The following is a 16,595-nucleotide window of genomic DNA, read 5'->3' as shown; positions in this document are numbered from 1 at the left end:
CCTGATCGAGTACCCTTACTCCGTGACGACCACAACCTTGGCGTCTCGCAGCAGCTCCGAGTTTGCGAGCGCGGCAATCTGCGCCGCTGCCGCATCGTCGAGCACGAGGTCCGACCGGCCGGAACCTGCGGCTTCAGCGGCTGCGATGATCAGCGGGTTGGAGCCCGCGCGAGGATCCTGCTTCGCCTTATCGAGAGACGGGCGGTATGCACAGATCCCGGAGGTGACCGCGACGTTGGGATCGACGCTTGAAAGGTCATACAGCACCTGCCCGTTGGGATCCAAGATGCGAGGAAACATGGCTTCCTCGATTGACTTTCCGCTAGCGTCGATAATCAGGCCGGTATAGGTTGGCGCAGCAACGGCAGGCTGATCCTGAAGGGGCCCCTCCGCGATGGGGTCCGCGGTCGATGTGGTTGTTTGGGGTGCTAGGACGCCGTCTGTGCGCACCACGCGGGTCTGGATGCGTACCTTTTGGACTTGGCTCAGCGCCATGGGCAGTAACATTCCGCTCAGACCCTGCCGATCGTGGATCGGCATGCGCATCTTGACCTGGTAACTTCCATCCTCCGCCTGACGCAGTTCCACCACCTCTGCGTTGCGGATCAAGCCGGAGACGGCCGTGTTGACGACACGGCTTTCGTTAATCATATCTCGGGTCGTGGACTCTGCATCGACCCGAACAGCCTCGACGGCCTCCAGCAGGCCCGCCATCGCCTCGTCCATCGCAGCGCGCTTCGCACGGGCTCGCGCCTGGGCCGGGCTGACCGCATTGGGCGGCGCAATCCCGTCGCCGACGGCATAGACCACGTTATTTTCCCAATCGATTCCACCCAACATCTCGTCTTCGAGGATCGATACTTCTTGAATAGCCGGCGGGGCGGCGACTTCAGCGGATGCTCCGACTGGAGATGGCTCGCCGGGAATCGGGGCGACGTTAGCCGCGCCCGGCGCGGTCGCTCCCACCGGAGCTGTCGTGAGCGGTTGCGCACTCTGGGCGATGGCACCCGTTGCGAGGAGCAGGCATGTCGGTAACAGGAGTCCGAAGCGAATGTAGGTATAGCGCGTCATTGGTATAACTCCGATGAGTCTAAGGGGATCTGGTCGCCGCAGGGCGAGGTGCCGAGCTCACTGAAACAATGGACATGAAAAACATGGGCGACGGTAAACATGCCGGCTCGGCGGTGCAGTACCGAACCTCTTGCGCTGAGAAGATCAAGACATCGAAACCAGGAGTGCGCCGAACGACGGGGCCGGTGGGGGCGTGGGCCTCCATCCGCGCGAGGAATCGCAGAGCCGGAGCATGGCTCCGGTTATAACAGTCCATTCGAGGACTCAGGAGGACATCGCTGGCGAAGATCCCTTGTGCAACAAGGACTGATGGAGGGGATGGATCAGGGACAATGAACATTATCCCGCCAATTGCGCATCCTGCGCCGACGCAACAGTTGGCTGACATAGGTGGGTGCCGCTTCTTCCCCGTCCTGGCGGCAGTGCCCCGTTGGCTATCTTTGTCTTCCATACCGAAGTCCTAATTTTCGTGTGCCGCACGTAGCGTAGACGAATCGGGTAGATACGCAAGTGACATCAGTCAGCAGGTCTCATCATTCCCGAAAAAAGAGACGTTCTCTCTAAGCCAGGAGAGCAGTGCAAGCACGAGTCGCCATGCTTCGCGCTAACCAAATGCAGGGTTTCGGGATAGACTTGATCGAGCGCGTTCCGGAACCACAGCGCCCCGTCGCCAACGGCTAGGCGCGGACCGATGGTCAAACCACGCTCTTAAGACTAATCGGTTAGAAGGACTAGGGGAGCGCTAACGCTTTCGCCTGAAATTTGCGCAGCGGACAGGCGCGCAGTATCGGCCTCATCCAGACGAAAATCTCCGCTTTCTAGTGAAACTGCGGTGGGTTTTAACCATAAAGCATCGGGGCCTACTTTGAGACGAGCTTGCCCATAGAAGGGGGTATACACGCTGAAGCCGTGGCGGGCAACTCGGTTCGCATCAACCTTAGCCGTGATGTTGATCAAGGCTCCCGAGGGCGAGATGAATCTAGGAATCAGTGCTGGAGTTATTATTAATCCACGGGTATCGACCAGAATCCCTGTGTAGGTGACCGGAATAGCTACTTCGTCGTTTGGTGCGGTGGGTCCAAACATCCGCCCTTGCTCCAAGGGACCCTGTTCTCGACGCTGACCTTCCATAAAAAATGGCAGTAATATTGGCATCAAGCCGGCAGTACCAGCCAAGGGCAGCGTCGCTTCAACCCAGAGGACGTTTCCAAGCTGACTGCGCCGTGCTTTCACCTCTGCAACATCAACCCTGTGGCGCAGTCCGGTCCAGATGCTAGGATAGTCGGCGACGACGTCGCGCATGGAGCGGTTTGGAGAGACCATCAGGGTAAGTAAGCCTTCGAGCAATCTTAATCGAGCAACGTTGCTTGCATCGCGAAAGGCATCGCTGTCCAAGCGGTTGCCAAGGGATGATTCCGAGAGTTCGGCGAAGCCGTAGGTCCAACCGCGATTCCAATCCGTGAAATAGCGGCGTGTCGCGATGGTCGTCGCGTTGCCGCTTTCAGGCAGGGTGGTCTGCCCGAGTGTTGGAAAAGCTTCGCCGAACGCCTCGCCCGCCGGGCGAAGTCTCGCAACCTCGTCCAACAGGTCCGTTAGTCTGCCGGACAGCGCGACCATCGCGTCAATGAACTGGGGCACACTCAGAGACACCGCCCCATCAACCAGGGATTCGCCTTCCGATGGCGCCGGCATACGCGGCCTCGCGGAGTCCCGACAGAACGCCAGATAAGTCTGTGCTTCCGCCAGGACCTCCCACCAGATCTTCAACGTCTCCTTAGATGGCTCTCCTTGCAGCCTTGGTCTGCGGTTTTTGCCGATACGTCCCTGGCTCGAGCCGTTGGCGTTGACGTCAGTGACCTGAACCCGATCCGTGGAGTCGGAGACCACCGTGGCCTGTGAAACCTCTGTTCGCGTGGACAACACGTAAGGCGTTGGCAGATCATAAGGCAGTCGGTCCAGCAGCAGAAAAAGCCGCGTTGCCTTCGCATCGAGGTCCGTGCATGCTTGCGCGTGAAGCTGTGTATCATCATTGGTCGAAACGCTGGCGATCGGCCCCACCCGGCTCAACCAAGGCCACTCCTGGCGATGGGTCGCGAGCCAGAGAGCGGGGCCGAGACCAAGGATGGTGCCAATCACCAAGCTTCGCCAAAACCATCGACGTGCTTTGATATTCTTCGTCCTTGCGACTGTGTTTTGAGCAGGTGTGCTTCGGTTCACGGCCGGGCGCCTTCACTTTCATGTCCATTACACGTATGAGCCCACTCGTGGAGAGCGCCCCGTGGAAACCCCGCTAGTCTATCAAGACATGGCGCGATGGCAGATGCTTCGGTTGCTGCGCCGTATTTGTCTTCTCCACAAAGCCGAGCTTCTCGAGCGTCTCTGCGGCAGACAGCCAGACATTTCTGAGATGTTGACGACCTGGTTTTCAAACTTAACGCGTCACCTCGAATCGATCATTCGGTCCAGTGGTCACCGCGACGGCCGCGAAGCCATGGCGATGGCCTTGTTCCGCGACGCAGAAGGCTGCGCTGGAGCGATGAGTCCATCGATGGGTGACATCTGTAAAGCCTGGCACCATGGCCTGGAAAACCGGATCGACTCGCTCTTGTGGAACAAGCTGAGTCAATTCTTCAAGCGAAAAATGGATGAGCTTGATGGCTTCGCGGGTGGTCACGGAACACACGTCTTACAGGCGCGTCGGCGCTTGGAAAAGATGGTCCGTGCTCTCCGGGAGCGCCGCGCCGCTGCATCGGGATCGACCAAAGCCTACAGGAGCTTAGCCGAACTGGCCGCCGATGTGGCAGTCGAGGTGCGCAAAGGCGGGCTCGAAAAGCAGTTGCCAGCAACGCCATCTAAGATCCTGGAGTACCTGTACGAGTCGGAAGCCGCTCAAGCCGTCATCGAGGATCCATGGGACGACACGCTTGTCTTGACGGAGATCACCTCGCCGGAAACCTGGATCCAGCTTGAGCAGTGCATCGAACGCCTTCCACCGGACTGGCGCATTGCAGTGAATGTGTCCCTGGGACTGGACGAGGAGCCCCACTTTATGAATGAAGCAGCGTTTGTGCAGCATTACGGCGTCGGTCGCGAGGCCATGCGCAAGCGCGCGTCCAAGGCTCGACAGCAGCTTCTCGACTGTTTGCTCGGCTAAACGCCGGCGAGACGAAAGGTCACGAACCATGAAACCGAACCCGCAACTAGCACGTATTCTTGCCTGGGCGCTTGATGGGCAGAGCGAACCAGCGGCAGCTGTGGACAGCTCGATTTCCTTATCCGATGAACGGATCAATGGGTCGCTGCGCGGCGAGGGCGGATTTAGTAAGGATGAACGCGCCCTGCTGCTACGCTCTCCCGAGGCACGCGGACGGTTGAGGTTTTTGATCGAAGCGTCTCGCGCAGAGCAGCTCTTGCGGTGGAAAGCGCTGGCGGTTGATCAATCCTTGTCGCTGCGAGCTGCCGCTGGCGGGGCTGCTGAACCTGTCCATTTAGAGAACAAGGACTTTTTGCTGACGCTTCTTCCGCTCGACCCAAGGGGCCAAACCTGGGCGCTCCATCTGAAACTTGCCGAACGACTCGCGACGACCCTGCGCAGATCACGGCTGAAAGTACGGGACGAGAGTGGTCTGGTTTGGCTTGCAGGAACGCCGGATGACGATGGTGAGTTGAGTTCGGCCTGGACGAGCGAGGAGTCGCCCCTGAAGCGCCTGGAAAGACAGCGTCTGATCCTCGAACCGGACTGATCGGACTCCCTGGAGCCGGCCATGCGCAGAGGAGAGGTTTTCTTTCCCACCTGTGGGCCAGAACCACGGATGAACCGGGTTTGGGTTGTAGCCTATCCAGACCGGATGAACGGGATGCGCAGTTGCGCGTCAGACCGCAAATCCGCACAAGTCAAACGACTCCTTAGTTATGCGCGGCAGGGCGAAGGGATCGAGACTCTGGACATCGACGTGGTCGTCGGCTTTGATGACGACGACTTCGAAGGCCAATCGTTCGGGCTGGCACTCGCGCTAGCCGACAAACTTGCACGTTTCCAAAGCTCGCGCACGTCGCCAAATCGGTTGTGCGCCACTGGAATCCTCGGGAACGGGGGTCAACTCTCTGCCGTTGATGCCTTCCCGGAGAAGGTTCATCTTGCCTTTCAGGCGCTAGAGCCTCACTCGACCCTTGCCTTTCCAAACGCGAATCTACTGGATCACACACCCCTGCTGAACCGTCTGGCCGAGGCGGATATTGAGCTGCGTGCCGTTAACAACCTTGCAGATCTGTCCGAGCTATGGCAAACACCCACGACTGCCACAGATCATCCAGGGCCATGGAAGCATTGGATTGGCGCAGTTTTAGGGGCCTCGCTGGGGTTGTCGATTCCATCCTTGTTGGTGGTGTTCTACTTCACGCTCGCTCAGTAGCGTGATTTCGCCTTCGCGAAGGTCACTGTTACCGAGATCCCCGCTGGAGATCGCATTGAGGTTCGGGCGCTGCGACACGGACAGCGGGACCAGCGCCGAGTTGAACGTCACGCCTCCGCCGGAGTGGTAGCGCACCGCACGGCCTTAGCCCACCACCGTGAGGATCTCACGCGCGTACGAATGGCCTCTTCGTACCTCCTCGCGCGGCCCGACCAGTCTGCGAGGCGTGGAGAGCGGGGCGAATCGGAGCAAAACACTAGGGCTGTTGATTGAGCATTACTTGAGCGCGATACCGGAAATACCGATGCCTGTATGGTCCCACTTCCAATCAATAGCGCCATACTCGTCGCTGTATGATGTCTTGATGTGGAGGCCTGTGCTGAAACTAAACCTTCCGGGATCGCGTACGTTACCTTCAGGTTTAAATGAGATATTAATCGGTAGACTCTGCCCAGGTGTCATCAGAGTCGCCCAGTTGTCGCACATTTCGTCGAAAGCCCCTTTTCTGTTCTTATTACACCTACTGTAATTCCATGGGTAACTTCTAATTCCCGTGATTTCGCTAGAGCGTACCCATAAGCCTCCCTCGTCATCAACAAGCGTCGTACGTGTCACACCACCTTCTCCCCCGACATAGATATTGCTATCGGAGATATTTGTTAGAGTCACAACAATGGTGGCGCTTGTCTTTTCTCGATTGACGCTGAAAGACTCGATAGCTAGGCTCAAAAATTGATTTTTAAATTCACCTTTCACAGTTGTCGTTTGCTTAGTCGGTTTCTGATTCGACTCATGTCCAATATCTGACTGCATGATAGAATCATCTTGAACAGGTGCAAGCCAAAGCTCATCAGTAGCAGGTGTTTTGGCTACAATACTACGATCAGCAACCACGACCTTTGCTGTTTCCACATCGATTACTTTCAAATTAATTCGATAGTTTTCACCAAATGGGGTTATGCTCCCGAGGATAAGACAGTCCACGCCCAATATCTTACCAACCTTCTTCTGATTCTCTGGGATCATCAGTCCAGACATGCTTAGCTTTTGCTCTTTCAAGATGGTCCGGAGGTGATTGCGGTCAATCACAGAGAAACCGCGGCTATCGAGTCCCATGTTGGTTGAAATCTCCTCTGAAACGAATCGCCCGAGTTGACTCACCGAACCGTGAAGGTCCGTGAAATCGGCAACTGCAACACTGGAGCGCTGACTCTCCTCAATCTTAAGGGCTAGCCTTTTTGTAATATCGTCGAGCTCTCGGTGGATGTCAGAGGCACTTGCCGTCGCGACACTGAGCAAAGGGATTATCATCAAGATTCCACGGACTATGACTAGGATCGGTTTCATTCAGATGGCCTCCAAATCGTATAAATACACCTAAAAATAGGTAACTTGACTTTAGCTATTTTCACCTCTCGGGCACGGGACCGGAGAGCGACCAGCGTTTGAGGGATAGTCAGAGTTTGCCATGTTGGCGGCAGCGCGAAGAGGACAGTGGGCTGATGTCAACCAAAACCGCAGACTTTCCTCTGGATGGTTGCTCTGCAGGTTGTCAGTTTAGCAGTTTTTGGAGCCGTTTGTGGTCCTGTACACCCGTCCGACCTCAGCACATGCGAGGGTGTTGGTGATCGGAACCCTGATCGTAAACAGTCAGGGCAGCACTTCGCGCGATGGGGTTCTATGGCGAGCGAGGCTTCCAGCGCGATCACAGCTTGGAATCAGTAGTCGAATACCCGCAGAATGGGTTGCCGAATGTGCATGGAATACGAAAGAGGATCTTGATCGTTACATCATCAGCTCTGTAACGCCTCTGTTAGTCGCCTTTCAGAATTCCTGTGCGCAACCCATGGAATGGTCAAGGAATGGGGAATTTCGGTGGTCCCCGGAAAGATTTTTGACTTCCATTCGTGTATAGCAGTCTCACTGTTGGCATAGCAATCTTCAATATGATCAATCCGACAGATTCCTAGGTTTTTTATGGAGTAGTCTTCAGCATAGCGATGCTCGCTTGCGCCCCCGGATAGCAAACCGGGGGCAACTAAAAGCTCAGACCCGCTCATCAGACGAGACTGCAAGCGCCGGCGCTACACTGTTGGCTGCAAGATAATGGTTGAGCAGGAGGATGGCCATCAATGCGATGGCCTGCACACCCAGGAGGAGCCAGGGTAAGAAAACGACTTCAGTCCCTGATGCTTCGGCACCGAGCACTGCTACGCCCTGAGTGGCCCAAAGTAGTGGCGAGAACAGCATAATGTGCACGATATTGATCAGAAGGCTTGCGATGCCAAGACTGGTGCCAGGCCCGTATGCCGCAACCGCCATTAACGCCACCAAAATAGTGAGCCAGGTGCCGATGAATGGGGTGAAGATAGCCAGAATAGCGATTACGAGCGCAGTGATGCCGAAACCTTTTTGCATGACAATCTCCTCACGATGGGTCCGATGATCGGACAGGTAAGACCCTGAGTTTCCCCGGCACGCCATGGTGCGCGGGGTGACGACGATCACGCCGCCTACAGGATTAATAGTCAGGAAAAATCGCTAAAATGGGATGCCCCGACCGTCGAGGGAAGTCGGACTGCATGAGCAGCCTATCGGATAGCTGTCAAAGGGGGGCAAGCTATGATCGAAGCTGCCTTGGCTATACCTTAAAGGCATCTCCAGCGGCGATCTCGGGGAGAAGCGGAAGAGCCGGTGGGCGAGGATGCCCAGGAGCTCTCTGCCGCGATCACGCCACTACCACAAGATAACTGAGACACTGGGGAAGGACCGCTGAGCAGCGAAGAGGCCGCCAAGAGCTGGCGGCGCATCCGTACCCCCGAGAAAGTCGCCCATTGAATAGATGGAGCTGGTTGTAAAGACGGTTTTCCAGGGTCTGACGACCCACCGAAAGACCAGCAGGAGCGACGTCGATCACCTGACACAATTTCATCTCATGGTCATACTATGGGTGGACGCCAAAAACCGGATCAGCGAACCACGCTCGTACGTTGCTCATCAGGACTCGCATGGATCGACACATTGCCCCCGGAGCGCGGGTCACCATCCGCGATGAAGACTGGATCGTCCGCCGGATCGATCTGTGCGACGACGGCGGCCACGGGCTGACCTGCGACGGTCTGTCCGAGCTGGTGCGCGGCACCTCCGCGATCTTTCTCGACCGTCTCGAAGACGACATCGCCGTGCATGACCCGGCGAACACCGCGTTGTTCCAGGACACCAGTCCCTACTTCAGCCAGGCGCTGCTCTATTTGGAGAGTCAGCGTCTGCGCACGGTCGCCAACGACCAGCAGATCCATCGGGCGCACCAGGCCGCGATGCAAAGCGCCGCCTATCAGCGCGTGCCGGCGGAGAAAGGCCTGAAACAGGTCCGCACCCGCCTGTTGATTGCCGACGGTGTCGGGTTGGGCAAGACGCTGGAGGCCGGGATGCTGGCCACCGAGTTGGACATCCGCGGTCGCGGCCGGCGTATCCTGGTGGTCACCCAGAAGAGCATGCTGACCCAGTTTCAGAAGGAATGGTGGTCGCGCTTCACCATCCCGCTGGTGCGGCTCGACTCGGCGGGCATCCAGCGTATCCGCAACAAGATCCCCTCGGGTCACAATCCCTTCAACTATTACGACAAAACCATCATCTCGATGGACACCCTGAAGGGCAACAACGAGTACCGCAACTATCTGGAGAAATCCCGTTGGGACATCATCGTCATCGACGAATGTCACAACGTGGCCGTGCGTAAAGGCGATGCCGGATCCTCGCAGCGGGCGCGTCTGGCCAAACATCTGGCCACCAAGTCCGATACCCTGATCCTGCTCTCGGCCACGCCGCACGACGGCTCGGCCAACAGTTTCGCCTCCCTGATCTGGCTGCTGGACCCGACGGCCATCTCGGACCCGGACGATTTCACCCGCGCCGACCTCGACCGCAAGGATCTCTTCGTGCGCCGCTTCAAGAAAGACATCAAGGCGCAGGCGCAAGGCCAGTTTCTCGAACCCATCACCCGGCGTCTGTCCGCCCGGGCGACCTCCGAGGAAGAAGCGGCCTATCAGGCGGTCCTAGCAATCCCCTTCACCCAGCAAGGCGCGCACCAGGCCGGCAAAGCCTCCGAGCTGCAGCGCGTCGGCCTGCAGAAGGCGCTGTTTTCCAGCCCCGCAGCGGCCGACGCCTATGCCCGCCACCGGATCGAGAAGCTGTCGCGCAAGCCCGTGCCCACGCTGGCGGAACAGGCCGAAGTCGACGCGCTGCAGACCCTGCGCCAGGCCATTGAGCCCATCACGCCGGCGCGGTTCAGCAAGTACCAACGCCTGCTCAACGCCCTGCGTGATCCCGACGCGCTCTGGTCGGGCACGGACACCCGCGATCGGCTGGTGATCTTCTCCGAACGCATCGAGACCCTGAAGTGGCTGATGGCCAACCTGCCGGGGGATCTCGGTCTGGATCAAGGCGCCTTCAGCATCCTCGACGGCGGCCTCTCGGATATCGATCAGCAGGAGATCGTCGAGCGCTTCGGGCAGGAGCACGACCGCCTGCGCGTGCTCCTGTGCTCCGACGTGGCGTCCGAGGGGCTGAACCTGCACTACCTCTGCCATCGTCTGGTGCATTTCGATCTGCCCTGGTCGCCGATGGTCTTCCAGCAGCGCAACGGCCGGGTGGATCGCTTCGGTCAGCCGCATCAGCCGCGCATCGATTACCTGCTCACCGAATCGGCCATCGAGACCGTCAAGGGCGATTTGCGGGTCATCGAGGTACTGGTGCGCAAGGACGAGCAGATCAGCAAGAACATCGGCGATCCCGCCTCGGTGCTGCGCAAGCACAGCAGCGAGGAAGAGGAGGCGACGGTCGCCCAAGCCCTGGCCGACGGTGTGACCGCGGAGGCGTTCGAGCGCGACTATATCGACCGCCCGGCGCCCGACGAGGAAGACGCCGAGGAGGACTGGGAAACCGCGCTCTTTGGCACCGCGGAGGAACCCCCGCCCGCCGCCCTTCCGGCCGACCCCCATCGTCTCTTCCCCGATCTCTATGCCTTCGCCAAACAGGCCATCGCCACCATCCCCGAGGCCGCGGGCTATCGGATCGACGACGGCGCTCGGATGCTGCGTCTCAGCCCACCCGCCGACCTGCGTCGACGTCTGCGCCGGCAGTTGCCCGTCGAGGTGCTGCGCGAGACCGATGAATACGTCCTCTCCGCCCAGATCGGCCTGGTGGAGGAATCCATCCAACGCGCCCGCGAGACCGACCAACAGGGCGCGAGCTGGCCCGAGATCCAGTATCTCTGGCCCCAACACCCCATCTGCCAATGGCTGATCGACCGGGTGATCGGCGCCGTCGGTCGCCGTCGCGCCCCGGTCATCCACAGCCCCGCGCTCGGCGGCGACGAGACCGCCTATCTCATGCTCGGCCTGATCCCGAACCGCAAGGGTCAGCCGCTGATCGTCGAATGGAAGGCCGTGGTGCGTCGCGGCGCCAATGATTTCGCGATCGAGGACTTCGATGCCTTCTGCCGACGCGCCGGCATCGGCGTGCGTGATCTGCCCAACACCGGCCGTGCGCTGGACCTCGCCGGCCTGCAGACCGCCCTCGGCGACGCGGTCGCGACCATGCAACTCTTCGTTGAGGATCAGGTGAAGCGGTTCAGCGCGACCCGGACCCAAGAGGTCAACCGCAAGCTGGCTGAGTTGGCGCAACTGCGCGACGCCCAAGAGCAACATCTGGAAACGCGCCTCGCCGGTCTGCCCGAGACGATTCGCGAGGGCCGTCGCGCCCGCCGCCGCAAGGACATCGAGGAGGTGTTCGCCGAGTACGGCCAATGGGTCAAGGACAGCCTCGAGGTAGAGCCCATGCCCTACGTGCAGGTTCTCGCCGCCGTCACGCCGCAGCTGACGCCATGACACGAATCGAGAGCACGGACAAATTCGATGTCTTCCCCGGCATCCTCAACGACAACGAATTCTACAGCCACCACTTCCTGGCCCATGTCTTCCAGTCGCGGATCAAGACCTGGCTGGACGCGCGCACGCCCACCAATCTCAGGGCCGATCCGGGCGCCGAGCCACCGGCGGATCCACCCGCCAAACAGCTCTCGCGCCACGCCGCCGAGTTCTTCCGCCGCCACGCCGCCTACCCGCACGACGAGGACTTCGCCGCCCAACTGGACTGGCACCGCGCACTGCACCGCCCGCTGCTGCAGGCGCTCGGTTACGCGATCGCCCCCCCTGACCTGCCCCCTGACCAGCCCATTGAACACGAATGGATCCCCGGCCAGCCGATCCCGGTCTGGACCCTGCTCGGCAAGAAACCCGGCCTGCCCGAGGTCGCCATCCTGCCCGCCTTCAACCCGCTCGAACGCGCGGACACGCAGGATGAGTCCATCGACCCGCTCGACTCCAGGCTCGACGCCCGCCATTTCCGGATCGAGGAGCTGCCGGCCGCCTATTTCGGCAAGGACCACAACACCCCGCGCACACTCGCCGAACTGCTCGCCGACGCGGTCTTCGCCGCCGATCATCCGCCCCGCTTCCTGCTGCTGATCGGCGAGACCCAGTGGATCCTGCTCGATCGGTTCAAGTGGCCGGCCAACCGCTTCCTACGCTTCGACCTGACCGAGATCCTCGGCAAAAAACAACCGGCCACGCTCAACGCCTGCTATGCCCTGCTGCATCGCGAGGCCCTGTTTCCGGACGCCGGCCTCGATGGGAACAAGGACTGCTTGCTCGACAGTCTGGATGCCGAGTCCCACAAACACGACGCCGGGGTCAGCGAAAACCTCAAGTACGCCCTACGCGAGGCCATCGAACTGCTCGGCAACGCCGCGGCGCGTCAGCTCATCGATCACCACGGCTACAGCTACAGCGGCACACTCAAGCCGCTCGACGCCGGAGCGCTCAGCACCGAATGCGTGCGTCTGGTCTATCGGCTGATCTTCCTCTTCTATATCGAGGCACGGCCCGAGCTCGGCTATGTGCCGATCAATTCAAGCGACGTCTACGCCCGCGGCTACAGCCTCGAATCCCTGCGCGATCTGACCCTGACCGACCTGCGCTCCACCGAGGCGCAGAACGGCCTCTATTTCGACAAGAGTCTGCGCAAGCTCTTCGCCCTAGTCGCCGAGGGCACCACCATCGATCGCAGCCAGGCCGAGATGCACCTGAGCGCGACCATCAACGCCTTCGAGCTGGCCCCGCTCGACAGCAAGCTGTTCGACCCCAAGAGCACCCCGTTGCTCAACCGGGTCCAGTTTCCCAACCACATCTGGCAGGCGGTGTTACAGGGGCTGTCCTTCGCCCGTGACGAGAAGACCAAGCGCACCCGCCGGGTTAGCTATCAGGCACTGTCCATCAACCAGCTCGGCGCCGTTTACGAATCACTGCTGTCCTATCGCGGCTTCTTCGCCGCCGAAGACCTCTACGAGGTGATGCCGGCGCTCAAGGAGCCGACCCGTCAGGCGCGGGAGGACGACGCCGAGTCGGACCCCGATTCCGAGCAGGATGCGGAGACCCAGGCGCGGGACGCCTATGGCGGCACCACCGACCTGCTGGCCAACGGCTGGTTCGTCACCCGCGACCAGATCGCCGACTATCACAACAGCGAGAAGGTCACCTTTACCAACGCCGAGGGCCGCAAGGAGCTGCGGGTCTACCCCAAAGGCACCTTCATCTACCGCCTCGCGGGCCGCGACCGTCAGAAGAGCGCCAGCTACTACACCCCGCAATCACTGACTCAATGCCTGGTGAAATACGCGCTCAAGGAGCTGCTGCCGGGCAAGACCGCAGATGAGATCCTGACCCTGCGTATGCTGGAGCCGGCCATGGGCAGCGCCGCCTTCCTGAACGAGGCGGTCAACCAACTGGCCGAGGCGTATCTCGAACGCAAGCAGCAGGAGCTCAAGCGCCGCATCCCGCACGATGAGTACCCACGCGAGCTGCAAAAGGTCCGCATGCGCCTGGCCGATGCCAACGTCTTCGGCGTCGACCTCAACCCCATCGCCACCGAGCTGGCCGAGGTCAGCCTCTGGCTCAACGCCATCTATGGCGAGAGCGACGACCAAGGCCGGCCCACGGCGGCGCGGGTGCCCTGGTTCGGCTACCAGCTCTTCAACGGCAACAGCCTGGTCGGCGCGCGCTCCCAGGTCTTTCGCACGCATCAGCTCAAGGCGCCCAAGCAGATCAGGTCACCGGACGGTAAGTCCGTCCCCAATCCCCAGTGCTACCTCAATGCCGAGCCGCGCCGGGTGCGCCTCGGCGAGGCGCGCGCGGACGACGAGATCTACCACTTCCTGCTGCCCGATGAGGGCATGTGTCGCTACGCCAACAAGGCCGTAAAGGAGTATTTCGCCAACGATCTGAACCGGGTCAAGGTGCGGAAGAAGGCCTTCCTGGGACACTTCACGGACACCGAGCTCCAGCGCCTGCTCCAGCTCAGCGCGCGCATCGACCAGCTCTGGCAGGAGCATGCCCAAAGCCTCGCCCGCGACCGTGCGCGCACCGAGGATGCCCTGCCGGTCTGGCCCGAGACCGGGTCCGGCCACACCAGCAGCCGCGCCAGCAAGGAGGCGACCCGCCAGGCCGGGATGCTCAGCGAGGACGCCGCCCTGGCCACCCCCTATCGACGCCTGAAGCTGGTGATGGACTATTGGTGCGCACTCTGGTTCTGGCCGCTCGACTCGGCCCGGGGCGGCGCCGCGAGCCTGCCCAGCCGCACCCAATGGATCACCGAGATCGGCGCCATCCTCGACGGCAACCTGATGGAGATCGACGAGCAGACCGAGCTGGATCTCTCGCCTGAGCCGGCCAAGGTCGAGCGCGAATTCCTGGTGCCCAAGGTGCAGGGCTCGCTCTTCGACGACAAGCCCGGACAACAGTCGCTGTCCGCCCCGACGCCCGATAAGACGTTGCATGATCGCTACGGCGAGCTGCGCATCAAGCGATTGCGCGACTACTTCCCCCGCGTCGCCCAGGTCGAGTCACTGGCCGCGCGCTTCAAATTCTTCCACTGGGAGCTGGCCTTTGCGGATCTCTTCCGCGAGGCCGGCGGCTTCGATCTGATCCTCGGGAATCCACCCTGGATCAAGGTGGAGTGGGAGGAAAAGGGCGTGCTCGGCGAGGCCGATCCGCGGATTGCGATTCGTAAGATGAGCGCATCCGATCTGGCGAAACGCCGCGCGGACCTCTTTGCCGCGCGCCCCGAGATGCGCGACGCCTGGCTGTCCGAGTATTGCGAGCAGGAGGGCTATCAGGCGTTTTTGAATGCCGTCCAGAATTATCCGCTGCTGAAGGGCGTGCAGACCAATCTGTACAAGTGCTTTTTGCCGCAGGCTTGGATGTTGGGGAATGATCAGGGCGTTTCGGGGTTTCTGCATCCTGAAGGGATTTATGATGATCCGAAGGGCGGGCGGTTTCGGGAAGCGGTGTATCCGCGATTGCGGGGGCATTTTCAGTATTCCAATGAGCTCATGCTCTTCGGGGATGTCGATCATCACGCGAAGTTCAGTATCAACCTCTACGGTCCGATCCAAACATCACCACAATTCACCCATTTGGCTAATCTGTTTCTGCCTCAAACCGTCGATGCCTGTTTCGCCCATGACGGGAATGGCCCGGTTCCCGGCATTAAAGAAGAGAGCGAGGGCGGCCGGGCCAACTGGAACACCCAAGGCCATCGCGATCGCCTGATTCCGGTGAGCACGCACGAGCTGACCTTGTTCGCCCAACTCTACGACGAACCGGGAACGCCGCCCTTGCAAGCGCGCCTGCCGGCCCTGCACGCGCGCCCCCTGGTCGGCGTCTTGGAGAAGTTCTCAGCCCAGCCGCGTCGGCTTGGCGATCTCAAGGGCGAATACCTCTCTCTGGAGATGTGGCACGAGACCAATCAGCAGAAAGACGGCACCATCCGCCGCGAGACCCGTTTTCCCGACAGCATCGAGGACTGGATCCTCTCAGGACCGCACTTCTTCGTCGGCAATCCCTTCTACAAAACACCGCGTGCCCAATGCACCCAGAATAGCCACTACGACATCCTCGACCTTACCACCCTGCCAGACGACTACCTACCGCGGACCAACTATGTGCCCGACTGCTCGCGGGCAGAGTACGGGGATCGAACGTCACGGCCATCATGGGGAGGCGCATCCGAAGCTGAAAATATCTCGTCGAAGGTGACTGATTATTTCCGGCTAGCGGCAAGACGCGGCGCCCATCCTGCCGACGAGCGATCAGTCCGAATCATCGTGTTGCCAAGACATGTCGCTCATATCGATGGTGTCTTCTCGATTACATTTCGTGAGACATCCGTCCTAATGGATGCCGCTTCATCTTGGGTATCGTTGCCTTGTGATTTTTTTGCGCGTACCTCGGGTAAGAAAGATTTTCGCGAGGCGACAGCAGGCATGTTGCCGATCGTGGGTTTTGATTTGAGGCGAAACGCGCGATTCTTAGCGCTGATTGCGCTAACGAGCCACTACGCCGACCTCTGGCAATCCTGCTACCAAACCGAATTCAATCAACAACGCTGGTCCGCTTTAGGCGTCAGGGCGGCTTCAGACGCCCCGCTCGACCCGGACTTCTTCGCCAACCTCACCCCAACCTGGCAACGCCACTGCGCCCTGCGCACCGACTACGCCCGCCGCCAGGCCCTGCTTGAGATCGACGTCCTCGTCGCCCAAGCCCTCGGCCTGTCCCTGGACGAACTGCTCACCATCTACCGCGTCCAATTCCCCGTAATGCGCCAATACGAGGCCGACACCTGGTACGACCAGACCGGCCGCATCGTCTTCACCCCCAGCAAGGGCCTGGTCGGCGTCGGTCTCCCGCGCATCGCACGTAAGGCCGACCTCAAGGCCGGCATCCGCTACGCCATCCACCCCACGGGCGTCGGCGCGGCTTCAGCCGCATCGACGGCCCTCGGCTGGGAAGACGTGCGCAACCTCCCCGCCGGCGCCACCGTCACCAAAACCTTCCCCGACGACACCTTGCCCGGCGGCCCCGTCCAGCGCACCGTCGAATACCGCGCCCCCTTCATCCGCCCCGACCGCGAGCAGGACTACCGCATCGCCTGGGCGTTCTTCGAGGAGAGCGACAGCGTCCCTCGATCGATCGTGAGCGACCAATCGTGAGCCAT

9 protein-coding genes are annotated in these 16,595 nt (G+C 60.4%); 5 read left to right on the top strand and 4 right to left on the bottom strand.

The window, feature by feature from the left end; translation table 11 throughout:
- Positions 1-15 precede the first annotated feature (15 nt).
- Entirely contained in the window at positions 16-1,071 is a 1,056-nt protein-coding gene (locus CKO25_RS17840; protein ID WP_200389309.1) for a TP0624 family protein, read from the bottom strand.
- A 714-nt stretch (positions 1,072-1,785) separates the two neighbouring features.
- Positions 1,786-3,207, bottom strand: coding sequence for a TP0624 family protein (locus CKO25_RS17835; RefSeq protein ID WP_200389308.1), 1,422 nt, complete (start codon positions 3,205-3,207; stop codon positions 1,786-1,788).
- A 142-nt stretch (positions 3,208-3,349) separates the two neighbouring features.
- Here CKO25_RS17835 and CKO25_RS17830 point away from each other — a divergent pair, with 142 nt between their 5' ends.
- From CKO25_RS17830 to CKO25_RS17820, 3 genes are all read left to right on the top strand, one after another.
- The gene (locus tag CKO25_RS17830; protein WP_200389307.1) at positions 3,350-4,225 is read left to right on the top strand and encodes a hypothetical protein; all 876 of its coding nucleotides are present in this window, start codon (positions 3,350-3,352) and stop codon (positions 4,223-4,225) included.
- A 28-nt stretch (positions 4,226-4,253) separates the two neighbouring features.
- Positions 4,254-4,814, top strand: a complete 561-nt coding sequence (locus tag CKO25_RS17825; RefSeq protein ID WP_200389306.1) for a hypothetical protein — start codon at positions 4,254-4,256, stop codon at positions 4,812-4,814.
- 105 nt (positions 4,815-4,919) lie between these two features.
- Positions 4,920-5,483: a hypothetical protein gene (locus CKO25_RS17820; protein WP_200389305.1), complete on the top strand. Its 564-nt coding sequence runs from the start codon at positions 4,920-4,922 to the stop codon at positions 5,481-5,483.
- Positions 5,484-5,759: 276 nt separating this feature from the next.
- Here CKO25_RS17820 and CKO25_RS17815 read toward each other — a convergent pair whose 3' ends face one another.
- Together CKO25_RS17815 and CKO25_RS17810 are read right to left on the bottom strand one after the other, a co-directional pair.
- Positions 5,760-6,830: a FlgO family outer membrane protein gene (locus CKO25_RS17815; RefSeq protein ID WP_200389304.1), complete on the bottom strand. Its 1,071-nt coding sequence runs from the start codon at positions 6,828-6,830 to the stop codon at positions 5,760-5,762.
- Positions 6,831-7,529: 699 nt separating this feature from the next.
- Complete coding sequence (locus CKO25_RS17810; RefSeq protein WP_200389303.1) at positions 7,530-7,901, bottom strand: hypothetical protein; 372 nt, start codon at positions 7,899-7,901, stop codon at positions 7,530-7,532.
- 590 nt (positions 7,902-8,491) lie between these two features.
- Between CKO25_RS17810 and CKO25_RS17805 the strand changes: the two genes are divergently transcribed.
- Together CKO25_RS17805 and CKO25_RS17800 are read left to right on the top strand one after the other, a co-directional pair.
- On the top strand, positions 8,492-11,371 hold the full coding sequence (locus CKO25_RS17805; protein ID WP_200389302.1) for a DEAD/DEAH box helicase: 2,880 nt from the start codon (positions 8,492-8,494) through the stop codon (positions 11,369-11,371).
- The gene (locus CKO25_RS17800; RefSeq protein ID WP_200389301.1) at positions 11,368-16,590 is read left to right on the top strand and encodes an Eco57I restriction-modification methylase domain-containing protein; all 5,223 of its coding nucleotides are present in this window, start codon (positions 11,368-11,370) and stop codon (positions 16,588-16,590) included. The genes CKO25_RS17805 and CKO25_RS17800 overlap by 4 nt, the downstream gene beginning before the upstream one ends.
- The last annotated feature ends 5 nt before the right edge of the window (positions 16,591-16,595 follow it).

The organism is Thiocapsa imhoffii, assembly GCF_016583985.1.
Classification (GTDB): Bacteria; Pseudomonadota; Gammaproteobacteria; order Chromatiales; family Chromatiaceae; genus Thiocapsa; species Thiocapsa imhoffii.
The sequence above is the reverse complement of the archived record's forward strand: the minus strand, read 5'-3'. Positions and strand labels throughout refer to the sequence as shown.

Excerpts from the sequence above, each read along its gene's own strand:
- CKO25_RS17825 (WP_200389306.1), top strand. The coding sequence starts at position 4,254 with ATGAAACCGAACCCGCAACTAGCACGTATTCTTGCCTGGGCGCTTGAT.
- CKO25_RS17815 (WP_200389304.1), bottom strand. The coding sequence starts at position 6,830 with ATGAAACCGATCCTAGTCATAGTCCGTGGAATCTTGATGATAATCCCT.
- CKO25_RS17810 (WP_200389303.1), bottom strand. The coding sequence starts at position 7,901 with ATGCAAAAAGGTTTCGGCATCACTGCGCTCGTAATCGCTATTCTGGCT.
- CKO25_RS17840 (WP_200389309.1), bottom strand. The coding sequence starts at position 1,071 with ATGACGCGCTATACCTACATTCGCTTCGGACTCCTGTTACCGACATGC.
- CKO25_RS17800 (WP_200389301.1), top strand. The coding sequence starts at position 11,368 with ATGACACGAATCGAGAGCACGGACAAATTCGATGTCTTCCCCGGCATC.
- CKO25_RS17820 (WP_200389305.1), top strand. The coding sequence starts at position 4,920 with ATGAACGGGATGCGCAGTTGCGCGTCAGACCGCAAATCCGCACAAGTC.
- CKO25_RS17805 (WP_200389302.1), top strand. The coding sequence starts at position 8,492 with ATGGATCGACACATTGCCCCCGGAGCGCGGGTCACCATCCGCGATGAA.